Origin of the sequence: Paenarthrobacter sp. NCHU4564, from assembly GCF_052156435.1 — a bacterium.
Lineage (GTDB): Bacteria > Actinomycetota > Actinomycetes > Actinomycetales > Micrococcaceae > Arthrobacter.
Map to the genome: position 1 here is coordinate 94,906 of NZ_JBQLIS010000009.1, position 20,149 is coordinate 115,054.

The 20,149-nt window shown below is 65.2% G+C and carries 17 protein-coding genes; 3 read left to right on the forward strand and 14 right to left on the reverse strand.

The genetic code is table 11. From position 1 onward, the window contains the following. Nucleotides 1-109: 109 nt before the first annotated feature. The 10 genes from ACSVIE_RS11430 to ACSVIE_RS11475 all read right to left on the reverse strand — a co-directional run bounded on the left by ACSVIE_RS11430 (nt 110) and on the right by ACSVIE_RS11475 (nt 12,609). On the reverse strand, nt 110-1,621 hold the full coding sequence (locus ACSVIE_RS11430; RefSeq protein ID WP_442423895.1) for a CoA-acylating methylmalonate-semialdehyde dehydrogenase: 1,512 nt from the start codon (nt 1,619-1,621) through the stop codon (nt 110-112). 29 nt (nt 1,622-1,650) lie between these two features. After that, a complete protein-coding gene (gene iolD, locus ACSVIE_RS11435) occupies nt 1,651-3,579 on the reverse strand; it encodes a 3D-(3,5/4)-trihydroxycyclohexane-1,2-dione acylhydrolase (decyclizing) (RefSeq protein ID WP_442423932.1) in 1,929 nt (642 codons plus the stop codon). A gap of 24 nt (nt 3,580-3,603) precedes the next feature. Beyond that, nucleotides 3,604-4,566 carry a Cgl0159 family (beta/alpha)8-fold protein gene (locus ACSVIE_RS11440; protein WP_426006214.1) on the reverse strand — a complete coding sequence of 321 codons (963 nt, stop codon included), beginning with the start codon at nt 4,564-4,566 and terminating at the stop codon, nt 3,604-3,606. Then, a complete protein-coding gene (iolC, locus tag ACSVIE_RS11445; RefSeq protein ID WP_442423896.1) occupies nt 4,563-5,570 on the reverse strand; it encodes a 5-dehydro-2-deoxygluconokinase in 1,008 nt (335 codons plus the stop codon). Before iolC ends, ACSVIE_RS11440 begins: the two co-directional genes overlap by 4 nt. Nucleotides 5,571-5,731: 161 nt before the next feature. Continuing rightward, nucleotides 5,732-6,136, reverse strand: a complete 405-nt coding sequence (locus tag ACSVIE_RS11450) for a tautomerase family protein (protein WP_442423897.1) — start codon at nt 6,134-6,136, stop codon at nt 5,732-5,734. A 185-nt stretch (nt 6,137-6,321) separates the two neighbouring features. Further along, the gene (gene sucD / locus ACSVIE_RS11455) at nt 6,322-7,224 is read right to left on the reverse strand and encodes a succinate--CoA ligase subunit alpha (protein ID WP_426006211.1); all 903 of its coding nucleotides are present in this window, start codon (nt 7,222-7,224) and stop codon (nt 6,322-6,324) included. Nucleotides 7,225-7,236: 12 nt separating this feature from the next. Continuing rightward, entirely contained in the window at nt 7,237-8,406 is a 1,170-nt protein-coding gene (sucC, locus tag ACSVIE_RS11460; RefSeq protein WP_442423898.1) for an ADP-forming succinate--CoA ligase subunit beta, read from the reverse strand. Between the two features lie 262 nt (nt 8,407-8,668). Beyond that, a complete protein-coding gene (locus ACSVIE_RS11465) occupies nt 8,669-9,349 on the reverse strand; it encodes a hypothetical protein (RefSeq protein WP_442423899.1) in 681 nt (226 codons plus the stop codon). A gap of 23 nt (nt 9,350-9,372) precedes the next feature. After that, nucleotides 9,373-11,907 carry a DNA helicase PcrA gene (gene pcrA, locus ACSVIE_RS11470; protein ID WP_442423900.1) on the reverse strand — a complete coding sequence of 845 codons (2,535 nt, stop codon included), beginning with the start codon at nt 11,905-11,907 and terminating at the stop codon, nt 9,373-9,375. Nucleotides 11,908-11,940: 33 nt separating this feature from the next. Continuing rightward, a complete protein-coding gene (locus tag ACSVIE_RS11475) occupies nt 11,941-12,609 on the reverse strand; it encodes a response regulator (RefSeq protein WP_442423901.1) in 669 nt (222 codons plus the stop codon). Nucleotides 12,610-12,681: 72 nt separating this feature from the next. Between ACSVIE_RS11475 and ACSVIE_RS11480 the strand changes: the two genes are divergently transcribed. From ACSVIE_RS11480 to ACSVIE_RS11490, 3 genes are read left to right on the forward strand one after another with little or no spacing between them, the layout of a single operon-like run. Beyond that, entirely contained in the window at nt 12,682-13,908 is a 1,227-nt protein-coding gene (locus ACSVIE_RS11480) for a sensor histidine kinase (RefSeq protein WP_442423902.1), read from the forward strand. After that, the gene (locus tag ACSVIE_RS11485; protein WP_442423903.1) at nt 13,905-15,035 is read left to right on the forward strand and encodes a hypothetical protein; all 1,131 of its coding nucleotides are present in this window, start codon (nt 13,905-13,907) and stop codon (nt 15,033-15,035) included. Before ACSVIE_RS11480 ends, ACSVIE_RS11485 begins: the two co-directional genes overlap by 4 nt. Further along, complete coding sequence (locus ACSVIE_RS11490; RefSeq protein WP_442423904.1) at nt 15,032-15,697, forward strand: LuxR C-terminal-related transcriptional regulator; 666 nt, start codon at nt 15,032-15,034, stop codon at nt 15,695-15,697. Before ACSVIE_RS11485 ends, ACSVIE_RS11490 begins: the two co-directional genes overlap by 4 nt. Here ACSVIE_RS11490 and wsfD read toward each other — a convergent pair. The 4 genes from wsfD to ACSVIE_RS11510 are packed head-to-tail and all read right to left on the reverse strand — an operon-like array spanning nt 15,671 to nt 20,093. Further along, nucleotides 15,671-17,287, reverse strand: coding sequence for a glycan biosynthesis hexose transferase WsfD (wsfD, locus tag ACSVIE_RS11495; protein WP_442423905.1), 1,617 nt, complete (start codon nt 17,285-17,287; stop codon nt 15,671-15,673). The genes ACSVIE_RS11490 and wsfD overlap by 27 nt on opposite strands. Next, a complete protein-coding gene (locus ACSVIE_RS11500) occupies nt 17,280-18,149 on the reverse strand; it encodes a septum formation family protein (protein ID WP_426006202.1) in 870 nt (289 codons plus the stop codon). The genes wsfD and ACSVIE_RS11500 overlap by 8 nt, the downstream gene beginning before the upstream one ends. Then, nucleotides 18,139-18,732: an exosortase S gene (xrtS, locus tag ACSVIE_RS11505; protein ID WP_426006201.1), complete on the reverse strand. Its 594-nt coding sequence runs from the start codon at nt 18,730-18,732 to the stop codon at nt 18,139-18,141. The genes ACSVIE_RS11500 and xrtS overlap by 11 nt, the downstream gene beginning before the upstream one ends. Further along, nucleotides 18,732-20,093: a glycosyltransferase family 2 protein gene (locus ACSVIE_RS11510; protein ID WP_442423906.1), complete on the reverse strand. Its 1,362-nt coding sequence runs from the start codon at nt 20,091-20,093 to the stop codon at nt 18,732-18,734. Before ACSVIE_RS11510 ends, xrtS begins: the two co-directional genes overlap by 1 nt. Between the last annotated feature and the right edge of the window lie 56 nt (nt 20,094-20,149).

The following is a 20,149-nucleotide window of genomic DNA, read 5'->3' on the forward strand; positions in this document are numbered from 1 at the left end:
CGGTGTCTTTCTTCGTGGCCGTGGGGGGGGGGGGGGGTTGGGTGGGGGCCCCCCCCGGGGGGGGGGGGGGGGGGGGCGGGGGGGGGGCGCCCCGCCCACCACAGTGGGGCTAGTTGGAGGGGAAGTTGTAGGAGGCGCCGGAGGCGTGGTGGGTTTCTGGCCAGCGGGAGGTGATGACTTTGCCGCGGGTGTAGAAGGAAACGCCTTCGGGGCCGTAGATGTGCTTGTCGCCGAAGAGGGAGGCTTTCCAGCCACCGAAGGAGTGGTAGGCCACCGGGACGGGCAGGGGCACGTTGATACCGATCATGCCCACGGTGACTGAGCGCTGGAACTTCCGTGCCGCGGCGCCGGAGGAGGTGAAGATCGCGGTGCCGTTGCCATAGGGGTTGGAGTTGATCAGCTTGATGCCCTCTTCGAGCGTGTCCACGCGGACCACCACCAGGACGGGGCCGAAGATCTCCTCGGTGTAGGCGGTCATTTCGGTTTTGACGTGGTCGATCACGGTAGGGCCGACCCAGAAGCCTTCTTCGTGGCCCGGGACCACCAGGTCGCGGCCGTCCACCACCATGGCAGCACCGGCTTGCTCGGCTTCGGTAACGATCTTCACGATACGTTCCTTGGAGGCCGGGGTGATCACCGGGCCCATTTCGGCGCCGGGTTCGGTGCCGTTGTTGACCTTCACGGCCAGGGCACGCTCCTGAACCTTCTTCACCAACAAATCAGCAGCGTCCCCGACCGCGACGGCGACCGAGATCGCCATGCACCGCTCCCCTGCCGAGCCGAACGCGGCAGCGGCGAGGTGGTCCGCGGCGTTGTCCAGGTCAGCGTCCGGGAGCACGATCGCGTGGTTCTTCGCCCCACCCAAGGCCTGGACACGCTTGCCGTGCTTGGTGGCGGTTTCGTGGACGTATTGGGCGATCGGGGTGGACCCGACAAAGCTGATGCCGTCCACATCCGGGTGGGTCAGGAGGCCGTCGACGGTTTCCTTGCCGCCGTGCAGGACCTGGAACACACCATCGGGCAGGCCGGCTTCCTGCCAGAGCCTGGCCAGCAGCAGCGACGGGGACGGGTCCCGCTCGGAGGGCTTGAGGATGAACGCGTTACCGGTGGCGATCGCCATCGGGGCCATCCACAACGGCACCATGACGGGGAAGTTGAACGGGGTAATACCGGCCACCACACCGAGCGGTTCGCGGAAGGAGAACACATCGATGCCGGTGGAAACCTGGTCCGAGTAATCACCCTTCAACAAAGAAGGAATACCGCAGGCGAATTCGATCACTTCCAGGCCGCGGCCGATCTCGCCCTTGGCGTCGGAGAGGACCTTGCCGTGCTCGGCCGTGATCAGCTCAGCGAGTTCGTCCACGTGCGCTGCGACCAGTTCACGGAACTTGAACAACACCGCGGTGCGCTTGGCCAGGGAAATATCACCCCAGGAATCAGCGGCTTTGCGGGCAGCGGCAACAACCGTGTTCAGGTCGGCCTCGTTCGCCAGGCGCAGCTCGGCGGTGACCTGCCCCGTGGCCGGGTTATAAACCGGCTGGGTCCGGTCACCCTCACCGGCAGACTCGGCACCGTTGATGAAGTGGTTGATAGTGGTCAAAGTGGTCGTCGTCGACATGCGTGGACTTCCTTGTCTGTCTGGGAAACTCAGCCGAGCAGTTTGCGCTGGCGGTTCTTGTGGTCGGTGTAGGTCTTGAAGGCCTGTTGGGTGGACTCGAGCTCCGAGACCGCGGAAACGGGCACGTCCCACCAGGACTCCGAGGACGGGGCGTCCAGGAGAGGATCGGACTCAACGTGGATCACGATCGGCCCGGTTTCCTCGGGAGCTGCCTTGGCGTCCCGGATGGCCTGCTCGAGCTCGGCGATGACCTTCTCGCCCGGTTCGACCCGGATGACCTTCGCGCCGAGGGATTCGGCGTTGGTGGCCAGATCGATAGGCAGGTGCTCGCCGGCGTCGAAACTGTGCTGTTCCTTGTCCAGGACCCGGTACTGGGTGCCGAAGCGCTGCGAACCGAGGGATTCGGACAGGGAGCCAATGGAGGCATAGCCGTGGTTCTGGATCAGGACCACGATCAGCTTGATGCGTTCGGCGACGGCGGTGACCAGTTCGGTGTGCATCATCAGGTAGGAGCCGTCGCCCACCATGACCACCACATCCCTGTTCACCCCACCGGCGGCGGCTTCGGCCAGCGCAGCACGCTTGACGCCCAGGCCGCCGGGGATCTCGTAGCCCATGCAGGAGTAGGCGTATTCGACGTGGTAGCCGAAGGAGTCCCGGACCCGCCACATCTTGTGCAGGTCACCCGGCAACGAACCAGCAGCGCAGATCACTACGTCCTGGGCGTCCATGGCCTTGTTCGTGGCCCCGATGATCGCATTCTGGCTGACCAACGGTGCGTAGTCCTGCCCGTACGCGGCATCCACTGTCGCGTCCCAGCGCTGCTTTTCGGCTGCGACCTTCTCTTCCAGGTCCGCGCCGACGCGGTAGCCGCCCAGTGCCTGGTTCAACTTCACCAACGCCTTGCGGGCATCGGCAACGATCGGCAAGTGGGTGCCATGCTTGTACGCATCGATTGCCGCGACGTTGATGTTCACGAACTTCACGTCCGGGTTCTGGAACGCGGTCCGGGACGCGGTGGTGAAGTCTTCGTAGCGGGTGCCGATGCCGATGATCAGGTCCGCCTCGGCAGCGATGGCGTTCGCCGCCGTCGTACCGGTTGAACCAATGGCACCGAGCGACTGCGGAGCATCCCACGGCAGCACCCCAACACCGGCCTGCGTGTTTCCTACCGGGATGCCGGTCAGCTCGGCGAACTTCGCGAGTTCGTCGTTCGCGTAGGCGTAGAGCACGCCGCCGCCGGCGATGATCAGCGGGCGCTTTGCTGCACGGATGGCTTCGACGGCGCGGCGGATGTCATCGTCCTCGGCCTCCGGGCGTCGGATGCGCCACTCCCGCTCGGCCAGGAACTCCTCGGGCACCTCGAACGCCTCAGCCTGGACATCCTGCGGCAGCGAAATGGTCACCGCACCGGTCTCGGCCGGGTCCGTCAACACCCGCAGGCCGTGGTGGAAGGCGGAGAACAACTGCTCCGGCCGGGACACCCGGTCAAAGAATTTGGACAGCGGACGGAAGGCATCGTTGACCGTGATGTCATATGCGTACGGCAACTCCAGCTGCTGCAACACGGGGTCGGCGGCGCGCGTCGCGAACGTATCGCTGGGAAGCAACAACACCGGCAGGCGGTTGGTGGTGGCCAGCGCCGCACCCGTGAGCAGGTTCGAGGAACCCGGGCCGATCGAGGTGCTGATCGCGAACGTCTGCCGGCGGCGCGTGTGGCGTGCGTACCCCACTGCCTGATGCACCTGGGCCTGCTCGTTCCGGCCCTGGTAGTACGGCATGATGGTCGGGTCCGCGGCCTGGTACTGCTTCAACGCCTGGCCCACACCGGCCACGTTGCCGTGCCCGAAAATACCGAACGTGCCCGGAATCAGGCGCTCATGGAACTCCACACCGGCAACAGAGTCCACGGTGTACTGCTTGGACAAGAACTCGACCACGGCCTGCGCCACGGTCATCCGACGGGTTGCTCCCACTGGTCTCTACTCCGATACTTTCACGGGAATACGGTCTGACGAGGTGTGCCCTGCAGCCTCGGCGACAGCGGGCGAACTGTTGTTCAGCAGCGAAGCGGCCGTTGCCACGGCCCCTGCGACGTCGCCGTCGTGCGGGTACAGCAGGGTGCGTCCGACGGTGAGGCCCTGCACGCCCGGAAGGGCGAGGGCTGCCTGCCACGAAGCGAATACTTCATCGGGGCTACCGTCAGGGTCACCGCCCAGCAGCACCGTGGGCAGCGTGGTGGAGGCCATGACGCGCTCCATCCCGGCGACCACCGGCAACTTCATCCAGGTGTAGGCGCTGGTGGAACCGAGGCCTTCGGCAATACCGACGGACTTGATCACGGCGTCGGCGCGGAGGTCGTTGCGCACCTTCCCGTGGGCGTCGCGAACAGACAGGAAAGGCTCCACCATGGCGATGAGCTTCCGCTCAGCCAAGGAGTCAATCGCCTTCGCGGTGGCTTCAAGGGTGGCCACCGTGTCCGGGTCGCCCAAACAAATCCGGGTGAGCATCTTGCCGCCATCGGCACCGAGCGCCTGCAAAGCCGCCGCAGTATGACCGGTGAAGCGGTCATCGAACTCGTTCACCAGGCCAGCAAGGCCGCCACGGTTCATCGAACCGAAGACCAGTTTTCCCTCGAGGGCACCGAGGAGCAGGAGGTCGTCCATGATGTCCGGCGAGGCCAGGATGCCGTCAACGGCGGGGTTGGCCAAGGCGATCTGCAGACGGTCCAGCAGGTCGCGCCGGTCTGCCATGGCCATCGGATCGGTACCAACTGCGAGGGCTCCCCGGGCTGGATGGTCGGCGGCGACGATGAAGTTCTGCACGCCGTGCTTCAGGCCGGGATGACGACGGCGGGTGGCAGCTGCGCGTGCCACGGCCTCCGGGTCCTCCAGCCGTAAGCGGCTCAAGTGTTCGTAACGGCGGGGGTCATCATTGATGCTCAACGCACGGCTCCTTCTGCGAGTGCGGCGGATGCGCCGGGGATGGGGCGGCCGCGTTCGGCCAGCAGCGAGGTGACCTCATCCGGCGTCGGCATGGCATCCGCGCAGGAAAGGCGGGAGGCGACAATCGCACCCGAGGCATTCGCGTAATCGAGGACCTCCGAGAGCGGCCACCCGGACAGCAGGCCATGGCAGAACGCCCCACCGAAGGAGTCGCCGGCGCCGAGGCCGTTGACGGTCTCAACGGGGACCGGCGCAGACACCACGCGTTCGGTGCGGGTCTTCGCCATGACGCCTTCAGCGCCCAGCTTCACGACCGCGATCTCGACGCCGGCGGCCAGGAGGCGGTCCGCCTGCTCATCAGGAGTGCCCTCCCCTACCGCCACGGAGCACTCCTTGTCGTTACCGATCGCGACCGTGACGTGCGGAAGGATCTTGGCGACCTCGGCGCGGGCTTCCTCTTCGGAGGCCCAGAACATCGGCCGGTAGTCCAGGTCCAGAATGGTGAACTGGCCATCCTTCAAGCTGGTCCGCGGACGGGCCTCATGCGCGGCAAGGTGTGCGGCGCGGGAGGGCTCCTGGCACAGGCCCGTCACGGTGGACCAGAAGATTCCGGCCTCGCGGATGGCGTCCAGGTCCAGCTCTTCGGCCTTGATCTGCAGGTCCGGGGCCGTGGGGAAACGGCCGTAGAAGTAAAGCGGGAACTCATCGGTAGCCGGCTTGATAGCACAGAACGTGGCCGGCGTCTGGCCCGGCGCCGGCGAGACGAAGGAGTCGTCCACGTTGAACTTGCGCAGTTCGCGGTGCAGGAAACTACCGAAAGGATCATCGCCCGTGCGAGTGATCACGCCTGTGCGGCGGCCGTGGCGGGCGGCTGCGACGGCCACGTTGGACGGCGAGCCTCCAAGGTACTTGCCGAAGGACGTCACATCCTCCAGTCCGACGCCGATGTCGTTCGGGTAGATATCAACGCTGATGCGCCCGATCGTGAGCAGTTCGTGGGTCACGGTACTCGTGGACCTTTCTCTTGTGAACTCTGAACCTTTGAGCGCTGGGCCCCAATGCCTTGCTACCCCTCAGTGAGCGGGGCCACATGACTACTGTGCACCAGAATCAATGTCCTGTCAAAGGTTTGTACTGACATATTTACAACATGACACAGCACTTGCTATTTGGCAGGAACAGCCAGCTCTCCGGTGACATACTGGCTGCGGCCAAAGCCGAAGGACCAATCCCCCGCCGTATTTTCGACGTATCCGACAAACACGTCCTCGCCGGCCACGCCGACCTCTGCCAGATTGGCCGCAAGAGCTTCGAACAGCGAACTCTTGGCCACCTGGCTGCGACCCCCCTGGGTGAAGATCTGGATCATCACCACCCCGGAACTGCGCTCGAATCCAAGCCCTGCATCCTGGGCAATGATGTGCCCCTGCGGATGCTCGGTCAGGATGTGGAAGTAGTCCCGGTCGGGAATTCCATACTCCTGCAGGATGGCGTCATGGATGGCGCGACTGAGACGGGCGAGCTCCTCGGGCGAGCGGCCCTGGTTGACGTCGATGCGAACGAGAGGCATTGTGGATCCCTTCGAAATAGTTTGTCCTAACATACTAACAAACTTGGAGGATTCTGGGTACAGCAAAGTCCCGCCGGAAGCACCGCCGGGACTTTGCTCCCCACAACGGGGCTTAAAGTACGACGGCGGCCCGCCACCTTCCATTCGAAAGGTGACGGGCCGCCGTCGGGGGTCAGCCGTGGAGACTAGAGCGCTGCGTAAACCTCGCGCAGGAGCTTGGCGGTCTCGGACGGCGTCTTGCCGACCTTCACGCCTGCTGCCTCGAGGGCTTCCTTCTTGGCCTGCGCGGTTCCGGCGGAACCGGAAACGATGGCGCCTGCGTGGCCCATGGTCTTGCCTTCGGGAGCCGTGAAGCCTGCCACGTAGCCCACAACGGGCTTGGTGACGTTGGCCTTGATGAAGTCGGCTGCGCGCTCTTCAGCGTCGCCACCGATTTCGCCGATCATGACGATGGCCTTGGTCTCCGGGTCGGCTTCGAACGCGGCCAGGGCGTCGATGTGGGTGGTGCCGATGATCGGGTCACCGCCGATGCCGATCGCGGTGGAGAAGCCGAGGTCGCGGAGTTCGTACATCATCTGGTAGGTCAAGGTACCGGACTTGGAAACCAAGCCGATGGGGCCCTTGCCTGTGATGTTCGCCGGGGTGATGCCAACCAGGGCCTCGCCGGGGGTGATGATGCCGGGGCAGTTCGGTCCGATGATCCGGGTGATCTGCTTGCCGTCAGCGTCCACCTTGGACTGGGCGAGTGCCCAGAACTCGGCGGAGTCCTGAACCGGAACGCCTTCGGTGATGACCACGACGAGGCCGATTTCGGCTTCGATGGCTTCAACCACGGCGTCCTTGGTGAATGCCGGCGGAACGAAGACGATGGAGACGTCCGCGCCGGTTTCGGCGATGGCTTCCTTGACGGTGCCGAAGACGTTGATTTCCTTGTCACCGTGCAGGACCGTGGTGCCGGCCTTGCGTGCGTTGACGCCACCGACAATGTTGGTGCCGGCCTTGAGCATCAGCGCGGTGTGCTTGGTGCCCTCGCCGCCGGTGATGCCCTGGACGATGACCTTGGAGTCCTTGTTGAGGTAGATAGACATTGTCGCGTCCCTTTACTTAGCTGCGTTGGCGAGCTCGGCGGCCTTGTCGGCGCCCTCGTCCATGGTGGCGGCCAGGGTAACCAGCGGGTGGTTGGCCTCGGTCAGGATGCGGCGGCCCTCTTCGACGTTGTTGCCGTCGAGGCGAACAACCAGCGGCTTGTTCGCCGAGGAACCGAGCTCAGCCAGTGCACCAACGATGCCCTTGGCCACGGCGTCACAGGCGGTGATGCCACCGAAGACGTTGACAAAGACGCTCTTGACCTGGGAGTCACCCAGGATAACGTCCAGGCCGTTGGCCATGACCTCGGCAGAAGCTCCACCACCAATGTCCAGGAAGTTGGCGGGCTTCACGTTGCCGTGGTTCTCGCCGGCGTAGGCAACGACGTCGAGGGTGGACATCACGAGACCGGCGCCATTGCCGATGATGCCTACTTCGCCATCCAGCTTCACGTAGTTGAGGTCCTGCGCCTTTGCCTTGGCCTCAAGCGGATCTGCTGCGTCCTTGTCCTCCAGTGCTGCGTGGTGCACGTGGCGGAAATCTGCGTTCTCGTCCAGGGTAACCTTGCCGTCCAAGGCAACGATGTCGCCGGCACCGGTACGGACCAGCGGGTTCACCTCGACCAGGGTTGCGTCTTCCTTCTTGAAAACGTCCCAGAGCTTCAGGATGACGTCCGCAACCTTGCCGCGCAGTTCTTCGGCGAAGCCTGCAGCCGCAACGATTTCGTCAGCCTTGGCCTGGTCGATTCCGACGGCCGGGTCGATGGCGATCTTGGCGAGGGCCTCGGGGCGCTCGACAGCCAGCTGCTCGATTTCCATGCCACCCTCGACCGAGCACATGGCCAGGTAGTTGCGGTTTGCACGGTCAAGAAGGATGGAGAAGTAGAATTCCTCGGCAATGTCCGCACCCTGGGCGATCATCACCTTGTTGACGGTGTGGCCCTTGATGTCCATGCCCAGGATGTTGGTGGAGTGCTCAAGCGCCTCGTCAGCGGACTTGGCAACCTTGACGCCGCCGGCCTTGCCGCGGCCACCGACCTTAACCTGTGCCTTGACGACAGTAACGCCGCCGATCTTCTCAGCAGCTGCCTTCGCTTCTTCAGGAGTGTGCGCCACGATGCCGGCGAGCACGGGTACACCGTGCGCCTCGAACATATCGCGCGCCTGATATTCAAACAGGTCCACGGTTTAGTGTCCTTCTACGTCGAAGTAGTTTTCTGTTCAGCCGGGAACCGCGATGACCGCGATAGCCAGCTGCGGAAAGTACGCGGTCACAACCAGGATTTAAGCCGGTCACATTGCGTAAGGTCCTCTCGGAACTTTAGCCCTTTGAGGAGTCCCGCCAGCCCCACACTACCGGTTAAGTGAGTAAGCTTACACTTCTATCGGACGTAGAAAATCCGCGCGATATCGCGGGTTTTCGCCCCCGGCCAGGTGTCCAGGAGCTCTAGCCCAGGGTTCCGCGGACTGTCTTGCCGCCGTCGGAAATCAACTGGTAGCCCTCACGGCTGACGAAGAACGCCACCCCGCCGGAAACATTCCCGCAGGCGACGCCGCCGTTGTAGGCCGAACAGCGCAGTCCATTGCGTTCAATGTTCTGCCCCTCCCCCAGTTCACGCAGCTTGGAGATCGGACCGTCCTTGGTGCCCTTGGGCCCAAATTCCGATTCCATCTGTGTTACGCCGGACCGACACGATCCATAGACTGCCTTGTCCGGCGTCAGGAGGACGGTCCCGCCCAGATAGCCGAGGCCGGTCCCTGCGCAGTCGTCACTGAAGTCCTCCGGCGCGGGCTTGCCGTACTTGGCGAGTTCGCAATGGACCACGGGCACCACAGGGAACTTATTGTTGGCCGCGTCCGAGTACGTGTTGGGCAGGTAGGGGACGTTCAGGTGCCCACCCCTGGATGAGGTCATGGCGCACACCACGTTCCGGTCGGCCGTAATGAAAGCGGTGACATCTTCCCCCGCGGACAACGTGGTCTGTTCCGTGACCGGTACCTGGGTCAGCTGCTCGAGCGGCGGCAGCGGGTCCGGCGGCACGTAGTGGGGGTCCTTGGCCGAGAACGAACAGGCTGTGCTGACCACCAGGAGCAAGGCGGCAAGAATCCCCAATACAGTCTGTCGCATGGGTTCAATTATGCCGTGGGTCTTCAGGCGTCCAGTTTGGTGAGCGGCGCGTAGCGCAACAGCAGGCGCTTCTCGCCGACGTCGAACTTCACCTTGGCGACCGTCTTGTCTCCCGCGCCTTCAACACCGAGTACCACCCCGTTGCCAAAGCTGGTGTGGTTGACTTTGTCCCCCGCCGCCACCGCAATGACTTCCTTCTGCGGCTGGACACGGTTGCGCGCGACGGCGGCAGGCACGTCGGCGTCGAACCCTGCGGTGGGGCTGGCAGCCGCCCCGCGGGAGGTGCCGGCACCCCAGAAGGACCCGCCGTAGCGGTTGGAACCGATGGGCGCACTGCCCCATCCCCCGGCCTGGCGGCTCATGCCCTCGCGCTTCCAGTCCACGAGTTCCGAAGGGATCTCTTCCAGGAACTGGCTGGCCGGGTTGTACTGGCTCTGACCCCACATGTTGCGGACCTCGGACCGCGTCACGTAGAGGCGCTTCCTGGCCCGGGTCAGGCCGACGTAGGCAAGGCGGCGCTCCTCGGCAAGTTCCTTGGGATCGGTGGCAGAGCGCTGGTGCGGGAAGATCCCGTGTTCCATGCCTGTCAGGAACACCACCGGGAACTCCAGGCCCTTGGCCGTGTGCAGCGTCATCAGGGTAACAACGCCCAGGCGCTTGGCTTCCGCGACGGCGGCATCGATGTCCGCTCCCGGAGCGTCCGGGATCTGGTCGGCGTCTGCCACCAGGGAGACCTGCTCCAGGAATTCACCGAGCGATCCCTCCGGGTTGTCGCGTTCGTATTCACGGACAACGGCCACGAGTTCAGCAAGGTTCTCCACGCGGGACTCGTCCTGGGGGTCGTTGCTGGCACGCAGCCCGGCCAGGTAGCCCGTCTGCTCAAGGACGGCTTCCAACGCAGCGGCAGGACCCGAGCCCGCGGCTACCTCGGCGAGGTCGTCCAGCAGTTTCACGAACCCTTGTACGGCGTTGACCGAACGGGTGGCCATGCCCGGCGCTTGGTCTGCGCGGCGGGCGGCCGCCATGAACGACGTCCGGTCCCGTTCCGCGAGGGCGGCCAGGGCGCCTTCGGCACGGTCGCCGATACCGCGCTTGGGTTCGTTGAGCACCCTGCGGAGATTGACGTCGTCATCCGGGTTGACCAGTACCCGAAGGTAGGCCAGGGCGTCCTTGATTTCCTTGCGTTCGTAGAAGCGTGTTCCACCGACCACCTTGTACGGCAGGCCCACACGCACCAGAACATCTTCGATGGACCGGGACTGCGCGTTGGTGCGGTAGAAGATGGCGACGTCGCCTGGACGCAGGCCTTCCTCATCCTGGAGGCGGTCGATTTCCTTGGCGATGAACTGGGCTTCGTCGTGTTCGTTCTCGCCCACGTAGCCAACGATTTTCTCGCCGTCCCCTTCAGCCGTCCAGAGCCGCTTCTCCTGGCGGTTGGGATTGCGGGAGATGACGGAGTTGGCTGCGCTGAGGATGTTCTGCGTGGAACGATAATTCTGTTCCAGTTTGATGGTGCGGGCGCTCGGGTAGTCGTGCTCGAACTCCACAATGTTGCGGATGTCTGCGCCGCGGAAGGCGTAGATGGATTGGTCGGAGTCGCCTACCACCGTCAGTTCGCTCGGCTCCACGCCACCCTCAGCGCTCAGGCCCACGATCTCCCTGACCAGCGCGTACTGGGCATGGTTGGTGTCCTGGTATTCGTCCACCAGGACGTGCCGGAACCGGCGGCGGTAGGACTCTGCGAGCGCGGGGAAGGCTCGGAACATGAAGACGGTCTGCGCAATGAGGTCGTCAAAGTCCATGGCGTTGGCCTGGCGCAGCCGTTGCGTGTAGCCCTTGTAGACCTCTGCCACGGCGGTCTCGAAAGGATCGTTGTAGTTGGCTCCGGACGCGAAGGAGTCGTCATCCACGAGCTCGTTCTTCAGCGCCGAGATCTTGTGCTGGATGGACTTGGGCGGGAACTTCTTGGGATCCAGGTCCAGGTTCTTGGCCACCAGCGTGATGAGCCGCAGTGAATCGGCGGAGTCGTAGATGGAGAAGTTGGAATTCAGCCCGACATTGGCCGCTTCCCGGCGCAGGATACGGACGCAGGAGGAGTGGAACGTGGAGATCCACATGGCTTTGGCACGGCCGCCCACCAGGGCCTCGATGCGCTCCCGCATCTCAGCGGCGGCTTTGTTGGTGAAGGTGATGGCGAGGATCTCGCCGTGGTGGGCCCGCTTGGTGGCAATCAGGTAGGCGATCCGGTTACTGAGCACACGGGTCTTACCGGAGCCTGCACCGGCCACGATCAGCAAGGGGCTGCCCGCGTGCTTGACGGCCTCTTCCTGCTGCGGGTTCAGGCCCTGCAGCAGGGCATCCGCACCGGGTAGTCCGGAATGGCCCTCCCCGGACCAACTGTTGGGTGCCGTGCCGTCCCCGGTCCCGGCGTTTGCGCCCCCAACGGAGGTGCGGGAGCCGCCGCTTCCGGCGTGCGAAAGCTCCGGGGCAGCTTTGGCTGCGGCTCTGGAGCCAGCGTTGAAGGGGCCGTCGGCATAGGGATCGAACAACATATCCATGGTGCCTACCAGTCTAGGCGGTGGGTGCGACACTCATTGATCGGGGTCGTTGAGCAGCCATCCTCCGGCCACCAGCCGCTCCCGCAGTGCCAGGCGGGTCAGTGGTTCCTGGTCCTCCTGGAACTTCCGGCGCACGGACGCCAGGTGTTTCTTCACCCCGTCCACCGAGATGCCCAGCATCCGTGCCGTGTCAGCCATGGTGGCCGCCACGCCGCCGAGGTAGACGGACACCACCTGGTGTTCCCGTGCGGAGAGCTGGGGCCCGGCCTGTCCGTCCGCGATGGCGGCGGCCACCTCGTCCGTGATGCACGGCAGCCCCTTGGCTGCGTTCCGCACCGCCATCTCCACCACGTCGGCGGGTGCGGTCTTGGGGATGTAGGCCAGCGCACCGGCGGACATCGCCTGCCTCATGACCGCCGGTTCAAGGATGGAGCTGCAGACCACCACCTGGGGGCCGGCCGAGATGATCGCCTGGATCTTGGCGCGCAGGGGCACCTGGTCTCCCAGCAGGACATCGAGGATGACGACGTCGGACAGCGCGCCGATGTTTGCCGCAGCTTCGGCCCAGGAAGCAAACCGCCCCACCACCTGGATCCCGGAAGAATTCGTTTGGAGCCACTCGGCCAGGCCCTCGCGCAGCACGGCGTGGTCTTCCACAATGTCCACCTCGATGGTGGGCCGGGACAGCGGGTATCGCGTCAAACCTTCCCTCCCCCTTTTATGATGTGGCTAGGTCGTCATCAGTTTAAGCGACACGTTTCGGGGGGAACATTCATGGGGGCATGGTTGGGCGGGGCCGCCATACGGCGGTTGGACGTGGATCATTCGGGCCTGTTGGCCCGCGCTGGTGCTGTCATCAGTTTCTCTTTCGTCGCGGGTGCGTGGCTGTACTTGCGGCCGGCCGTGGGCGGGCCCGTGTGGCACCGCGTGGCGGCGACAGTGCTCGTGGCTGTGGTGTTCGTGTGCCTGGCAGCCATGTTGAAGACGGATGCCTGGCCGTTGCGCCTGATCATCGTGTTCAGCCTTATCCCGCTCTCGGAACTCGCTGCCGGCGTGGACTTCCGCCTGGACTCCGAGTCCTTGTTGGTTGCGCACTCCATGCTGATGGCTGCGAGCGCTTCGGTGGTGCTGTCTTTGCGCGGTTCGTGGCAGTCCGCGGCCTTCACTGCCTTGCTGGGTGCCATGGTGTTCGGCCATACGGTGGCTACGTCCTTGGTCCACGGGCTGGGCCCTACTACTGTCCTGACGCTTCTGGCGGCCTGGTCCATCATGTTGGCGATCCGCTGGGCGGTTCCCCCGGCCTTGGCGCAGTACCGGCGGGACCAGGATGTCCGCCGGAAGTCGCTGGAGGCCCAGGCTGCGGCCCATCAACGCATGAGTGCGCGGCAGCAGGACGCACGGACGCTGCATGACACCGTCCTGCGGACGCTGGCCGTTATTGGACGGGGCGGCGAGGGTGCCACCCCGGACGAACTGCGGGAGCTGGTTTCCGCATCAGCGTACGACGGCGGCAGCCCGGGCTCCGCTGCCACCGGCAGCGCATCGCCGCGCGAGGCGGGTGACGCCCAGGGCGACGGAAAAACGGTGGCTCCGTCCGCCGTCGTGGTTGGCTCCAACGGGGCAGACGCAGCGGGGATGCTGGAGCGCATGGCGGAACGCCGGAGCGGAAACGGTTGTACCGTGGAGGTCTTCGGCGAGGCCGGGACGTTGCCGGAGGGCTTGGCCGCAGCGATTTGTGATGCCGCCGACGAATGCGTGGTGAACGCGGTCCGGCACTCGGGCACTGAACGCGTGGATGTTTTGCTGTCCCGTACCGGGTCAAGGGTCTGCGTGGTCATCAGCGATTCCGGGACGGGGTTTGATCCGGGCGCGATTCCGGCGGACCGGCTGGGCGTCCGGCATTCGGTGGTGGAGCGCATGCGCGACGCCGGAGGGGCGGCCAGGGTGATGTCCAGCCCGGGACGGGGAACCACTGTGGTCCTTGATGCGGAGGTTCCTTGAGGTCCCCGCTCCTGGTCTCCGCCGCGGCAGGGCCCTTGTTCATTTCCCGGTCCATCCTGGTGGTCACTGCCTTGGCCACCTGGATACTGTCCTTCGTTGCCACCGCCAGTTCCGTGGACGGGAGCCCGGCCGACCACGCCCGCCTGGGCGCGCTGACGTTCGATTTGCTGGGTTTGGCCATGGCCCTTTTGGCCTCCGACCCCCGGACACGGCGTCGTACCCTTCCGTACCTGCGTCTGCTGTGGCTGGGATCCTCCGTGGTCTCTGGTGTCATGACCGCTTCACTCGTGACGCCTACGTCCGGGTATTCGGCCCTGACCTTCAACGTGTTGCTGGGGACGTCAATGGTGTTCCTGGTGGCCATGCGCTGGGACCTGCCGGGGTTTTTGCTCCTGGTGGTTCTCAACGCAGTGCTCAGTGGTTTCTACTACTCCCTGACACCGCGGTTCGGGTCAGGCGAGGGAGCCCTGATCTTCTTCCTGTCCCTGATGCCGGGCCTGCTGGGGGCCGCCGCCGTGGTGGTCCTGCGCAGGTACCTGACAGACGCGGACACGACGGAATGCGCCCACCTTGAGGGGGCGGAAGCCGGTGACGGCCAAGGCGGTCCGGGCACCGGGGACGATCTTGCCCTGCTCCACCGCCAGATCCAGGACCTTTACGCGCAGGTGGCGGCGGCCCCCTCCGTTCCCTTGGCTCCGGAGCTGTCGCAGCACGCCCAGCGGTTGGCCGGACAGTTGAGGGCCCGGCTGCTGGTGGCCGGTAGCAAGGACTGGTTGACCGAGTCCCTGGCTTTGTCGGACATGGACGCCGTGGTGGCCGTGGTGGCACAACCTGACGTGGTGGCACGGATTCCGCACGCGTCAAGGCCACGGATCCTGGCAGTTACCATGTTGCTTGCGGCTCCGGTGGACCGTGACGCCGCCGGCGAAGAACTCTCCCGGCAGCTCCACATCTTCGTCGAACCGCATCTGGAACGGACCGTGCAGGTCACCTGGAACGTGGCCGGACTCCGGCCCAGCCGCTGCACGCCCGCTTTGTGGAGCGAGATCGAAGCCCTGGGCGTGCCCCGGGTCCTGTCCACCCCTGGCGGTGCCAGCATCACCATCAGGATTGAGGCAGAAGCATGACATCGGCCCGTGTGCTGGTGGTCGACCAGCATCAACTGATCATCGACACCCTGGATGCCTGGCTGCAGGCCAACGCCCCCGACCTCGTGGTGGAGGACGGGTGGCGGGCAGTCCCCCTTGCCCAGGACCCGGCTGCCGTGCAGCCCCCCGAATGGTTGCCTGCCGGAAAGGGGGCGGCCGTTGCCATCCTTGGCACTCTTGACCACCACTCGGAGTTGATTCCTGCCGTGCAATGGCTGATAGCCGCAGGCTTCCGCGTGGTGGTCCTCGCGGCAACCGCAGACGGTTGGGAAGCGGGGGCCGCCATGGCGGCCGGAGCCCACGCCTACGTCCCCAAATCCGCAGGCCCGGTAACCATCGAAGAAGCCATCAGGGCGGCAGTGGATGGGCAGCAGTATCTCCACCCGGAGGCCGCCGGAGTCATCCTGGACACCCCTCCGCAGCGGGTCAAGTTGTCACCTCGTGAACAGCGTCTTGCCCAGCTGTACCTTGGCGCCGACGCCCTGTCCGTCCGCGGGGTTGCGGACGCCCTGGACATCAGCGAACAGACCGTCAAAGCCCACCTGCACCGCATCCGCCAGCGCTACGCTGCGGCGGGAATCAAGGTCGGCAATGTGATCAGCATGCGCAAACAGCTACATCTCGACGGCTGGATCACTTGACCCGCGATCGGAGGCAAGGATGCTGATGAGCGCAACCAGCAGAGGCACGCAGAGTGCCGCCAGGAATGCCGTCACGATCAGCTGGCGGTAGATCTCCGGTTGTCCGGAACCCAGCACCACCACCCAGAAATGGAGCCATCCCCCGGCTACCATGACTACCGCCAGGCGCCCGATCGCAGCGCCTCGACGGAAAGCAACGGCCAGGCCCAGGAGCATGGTCAGCAGTTGCATGGCCACGAGGACCACCGGCGCCGCCTTCATTGCCGTCAGGAGCCCCAGCATCACCGGGAAGCGCCGGTCCTTGGCAAACGGTTCCTCCCCGGAGTCCTCCATGAAGGAGCCTACGTAGCGCAGTTCGGGTGAGAGCATCGCGGAGATTCCCCGCTCCCCCATGCCAATCAGGCGTTCAGGGTGGGTCGCGTAAAAGCCGGCCAGCTTCAGCGGTGTCACCTGTTCCCTGAACTGGTGGAAGTCCGGGTTGGTGACTGCTGAACCCGCGGACGCTGCCGTGGTTCCGCTGGCAGTGGCGAAGCTTTCGTCCAGGCCCAGCCAGGCAAGGTCTTCCTCCGGCGTGACAGAGTGGGGCAGCAACTCGGCGAAAACGGCATTGTAGAGGTTCAGGTCAGCCGTCCGCCCGGGTTGGGCAGCGACCACGGCCGCGGAGACGCCCACCAAGGCCACCACCGCCACGAGCGGCAGGGGCCTGCGGCGCCACCACCCCTGTTGTCCCGGGTTCCTGGTACGCGTTGCACCCCTACTCCGCCCGGCAGGCACCCACAGCAGCGCCAGAACCAGCACAGGAAGCCAGGACACCATGGAGGGTTTCGCGGAGACCAGGAAGGCCCCGGCCACCACCACCCCTGCCACGGCCACCCAGCGGACTCTCCGGCCATTCCAGTAGTGCAGCAAAGCCACGGCCAAACCCAGGATCCCCAGGAAAGCGGCAGGTTCCGGATACGGCGAAATAAAGAATGCAGCAAACACCCCGTCTGCCATCACGGCGACAACCAGCCCGGCCACCAGGAGCCGGAAGCTGGTGCGGCCCGGCAGTACCAGGACCAGGGCGGCGATCAGCGCGCCGAACACCACACAGCCCACCAGGCCCACGGCCCGCATATCAAGGCCCGGACCCCAGCCAAGGAGCGGAGTGAGCAGCTTGCCGAGCCACAGGAGCACAAGCTGCGAGGACATCACCGGCTCGCCGCTTCCGCTGGCACCGCATGCTTCCCCAAAGAATTCGTGCGGGACCCAGCGGGGGTAGATGTACCGGGTGAAATCGGAATAGTCCCACGGGCGGACATTGGTGACGCCCAGGGAGCACGCCAGGCCGTGGCCGTCGCCTTGATCGGCCATGCCCGAGGGCGAAGGCACGAACAGCCGCACCACCATGGCCACGGCTGCCACCAGACCTGCAAGGATCGCCGGGAGCAGCGCCGGCCGGCTGCCCAGGTCACCGGGGCCCAGCAAGCGGGCAAGGAAGCGGGCAATCCGCCGCACGGGGCCCGGTGATGTTCCCCTGGCGGGACGTACCCTCAAGGGCGCGAATTCTCCCGTTCCGCTGCTTTGTTCTTCAGTCCTTGCCTCAACCATTGGTGACACCTCCGACCGGGGCCAACGTTCCCGTCCACGGCGCGGGTACTTCCTGGCGGGGTGCCACGCCGCAGCGGACCGCGCGTGCACCGCCGTCGATCCTGACGATGGGCCGCACTTCCACGTTCTCCGGCAGAGTATCCACCTTGAGGAACTCCAGGACGAACGGCAGGCACCGTTGCACTTGGGCTTCCCTGCCCACCAGGGACGCGTCCTGACCGAACCAGGCGCTGACATCCTCCGTGGTGTGGGGCTCGGAACAGGTGGTGTCCGTGCCTTCCGTAGCAAGCACCCCGTCCTTGATGTCCTGCGCATAGCACAACCGGATGGTGGCAGAACCGGGCGCGGCGAGCGCACCCTCCAAGTCCATGGTGTTTTCCCGCGGACTCCCGTCAGGGGCGGTCAGCAGGACGTCGCACCTGACCGTCCGTTCTCCGGCAGCCCATCCGGCACGGCTCGGGTAGTACGCCGTGATGGTCATGCCAGCGGTGGCATCCCGGTCCACACCGCCCAGGTACTTCCGGAGTTCAGAGGCAGGGCACAGATTGCCGGTGGCGTCCTGCAGTTGCTCTGGAAACGGGCGTTCCGGGTAGGTGGCCAGTGCCGCCGGGACCTGGGCCGTCAGGAACGTCTGTGATGTATGCGGCTCGGTGCAGGGCACCGCCGGCGAACCGTCACTGGGCGAGGCGAACTCCTCCGGCGTGGTCAGGCTGTGGCACAGTCCCACCACCGCGGTTTGGTCCGTCGAGGCAGTAACCACCGCGGCTCCGGATGCCCCGCCGCTCCGGGCATCGCCGCAGCCGGACCCGGCGAGCAGCACTCCCAGCCCCAGGGCCGCGGCCCGAAACAGGTTACGCGGCACGTTTGCCCTTCCCGCCGGCCTGCTTGTCGTGGCGGACGACGGCGGCACGCACCAGCACGATGATGGCGGCCACGAAGCCAAGAATCACCACGAAGGAACCGAGGAAGTGGTGCATCAGGTCGAATCCCTGCTGCCCCCAGCTCTGCTGCGCGGCGGCGATCATGAAATACCTGGTGGCATTGCTGATGCACACGATGACCAGCGCCAGGAAGGCTGCGGGCAGCAAGCGTGACACCGGGATGCGGCCCATCAGGAACAGGATTCCTGCCAAAGCGGCGATGGGTGTCAGGAGCACGGCGCTGGAACACAGTCCCGTGACCATCAGCGCGTAGGGCTGGCCGCCCCCGACGTTGTGGAAGATGATGTCGTCCACGCTGTAGGAGGCGCCCCCCAGGATGCCGTCGAAGACCGCGGCCATGAGCCAGGCCTCTGCCGCCCTCACGGTTTCCTGCTGCAGCATGGCCACGGCAGCGGCAGCCAGGAACAATAATCCGGGTATCCCCCCGCCGCGTCCGCCACGCACGGGGAGGGCACGTGGTCCAAGGGGAAGTGCGGGGCCGCTGGTTTCTGCGCTCGTGGCCATCAGGCTTCCTTCGCTAGGAGGTTGGCGTCGTTCTCATGGTTGCGCCGGGTCTTGGCCCAGCCTTGGCGCCCGGTGATCAGGCGGTAGGTGGCCCGGAGCACGGTGACATAGTTCTGGTACATGTAGATCCAATAGCCAAGGCCCCACCCGACACCGAGCAGGAAGTTCTTCTCCGGCGTGACCTGCCTGCGGTAGACAACTCCCCAGAGGGCAAATGGCAGCACGCCAGTGGCAAAGATCAAGGGGATGATGTACCAGGCCTCCGTGATCCACGCCTGGAAGCTGCCCATGGTCAGTGACCCTTGCGCCACCATGGTGACAAACAGGGTGGGCCAGAGGACCAGCCCGATGATCTGGATGAAGGGCTGGATGAGGAAGTAGCTCGATTCGATGGCGCCGACATTACTGAAGTACGGCGATTCGAAGATCCGCTTCAGGTAGGTGCTGCACTGCATCCCCCCGTGGCACCAGCGGGTCCGCTGCGTGAGGAGTCGCCGGACATCCGGCAGCGCTTCCTGGGCCACATGGGTGTCGTGCATGTAGACCGTTTTGTAGCCGCCCAGCATGATGTGGATCGCCAGCTCGTAGTCCTCCAGGAGGGCGCCGTGCCACGGTTGCCCGGACGTTCTGGCAATCACGTCCAAGGCGGAAAGCCGGGTGAACTGTCCATTTCCTCCCAGGCCCACCGTCAGGGTGTGCCTGCGCAGGGACTGCATGGCGGCGATGGTGGTGCGGAACTCCATGTCCTGCATCAGGACGAGGTAGCGGCCGAAGGCCCGCTTGATGCGGTCCCGGCCCTTGCCTCCCACCAGGTCGGGGTCGTCCAGGTTGGACATCCAGACGGCGGTTTGCGCGGCGCCGACTTCCGGGTCGCCGAAGGCGAGGGGACCGGCCGCCTGACGGAAGGCGTTGTCAGCAAGGTGACCGTCGGCGTCGACCACCAGGACGATCACCGAGGAACGGTCGACGCCGGGCGGCAGCCACCGGTCCAGGGTCCGGTAGGCGGCGTTGAGCGCATCGCCCTTGCCGGTGCGGGCCAGGGGCCTGCGCCGCCGGACGAGGTGGACCATGCTGTCCCGGTCCGCAGCGGCCTCCACCAAGGCGGCTGTGGCGTCGTCGCTGTCGTCATCGACCACCCAGACATGCGCCCCGGGAAACTTTCCGCGGAGCAGTTCCAGTGTTTTTCCAATCACCACTTCCTCGTCCCGGCACGGAACGAACACATGCCACGAGAAGGCGGAAGGGTCACCCTCGGGGTCCGGCTTGCGCCGCAGGAACGGCACCAGGATCACCAGGATGTAGGAGAGAAATACCACCAACAGCACAAAAGCCAGTGCCTGTGCGGACTCGAGTACCGACATTTACTTCCGATGCTTGGGCATGGCCTGGGGTCAGGCCAGGGAAATGGGTGGCGGGA

Coding starts and splice junctions, on each gene's coding strand:
- ACSVIE_RS11465 (WP_442423899.1), bottom strand. CDS start 9,349: ATGCGACAGACTGTATTGGGGATTCTTGCCGCCTTGCTCCTGGTGGTC.
- pcrA (WP_442423900.1), bottom strand. CDS start 11,907: ATGGATATGTTGTTCGATCCCTATGCCGACGGCCCCTTCAACGCTGGC.
- xrtS (WP_426006201.1), bottom strand. CDS start 18,732: ATGGCCACGAGCGCAGAAACCAGCGGCCCCGCACTTCCCCTTGGACCA.
- ACSVIE_RS11430 (WP_442423895.1), bottom strand. CDS start 1,621: ATGTCGACGACGACCACTTTGACCACTATCAACCACTTCATCAACGGT.
- ACSVIE_RS11450 (WP_442423897.1), bottom strand. CDS start 6,136: ATGCCTCTCGTTCGCATCGACGTCAACCAGGGCCGCTCGCCCGAGGAG.
- ACSVIE_RS11480 (WP_442423902.1), top strand. CDS start 12,682: ATGGGGGCATGGTTGGGCGGGGCCGCCATACGGCGGTTGGACGTGGAT.
- sucD (WP_426006211.1), bottom strand. CDS start 7,224: ATGTCTATCTACCTCAACAAGGACTCCAAGGTCATCGTCCAGGGCATC.
- ACSVIE_RS11510 (WP_442423906.1), bottom strand. CDS start 20,093: ATGTCGGTACTCGAGTCCGCACAGGCACTGGCTTTTGTGCTGTTGGTG.
- ACSVIE_RS11490 (WP_442423904.1), top strand. CDS start 15,032: ATGACATCGGCCCGTGTGCTGGTGGTCGACCAGCATCAACTGATCATC.
- wsfD (WP_442423905.1), bottom strand. CDS start 17,287: ATGGTTGAGGCAAGGACTGAAGAACAAAGCAGCGGAACGGGAGAATTC.
- iolD (WP_442423932.1), bottom strand. CDS start 3,579: ATGACCGTGGCGCAGGCCGTGGTCGAGTTCTTGTCCAAGCAGTACACC.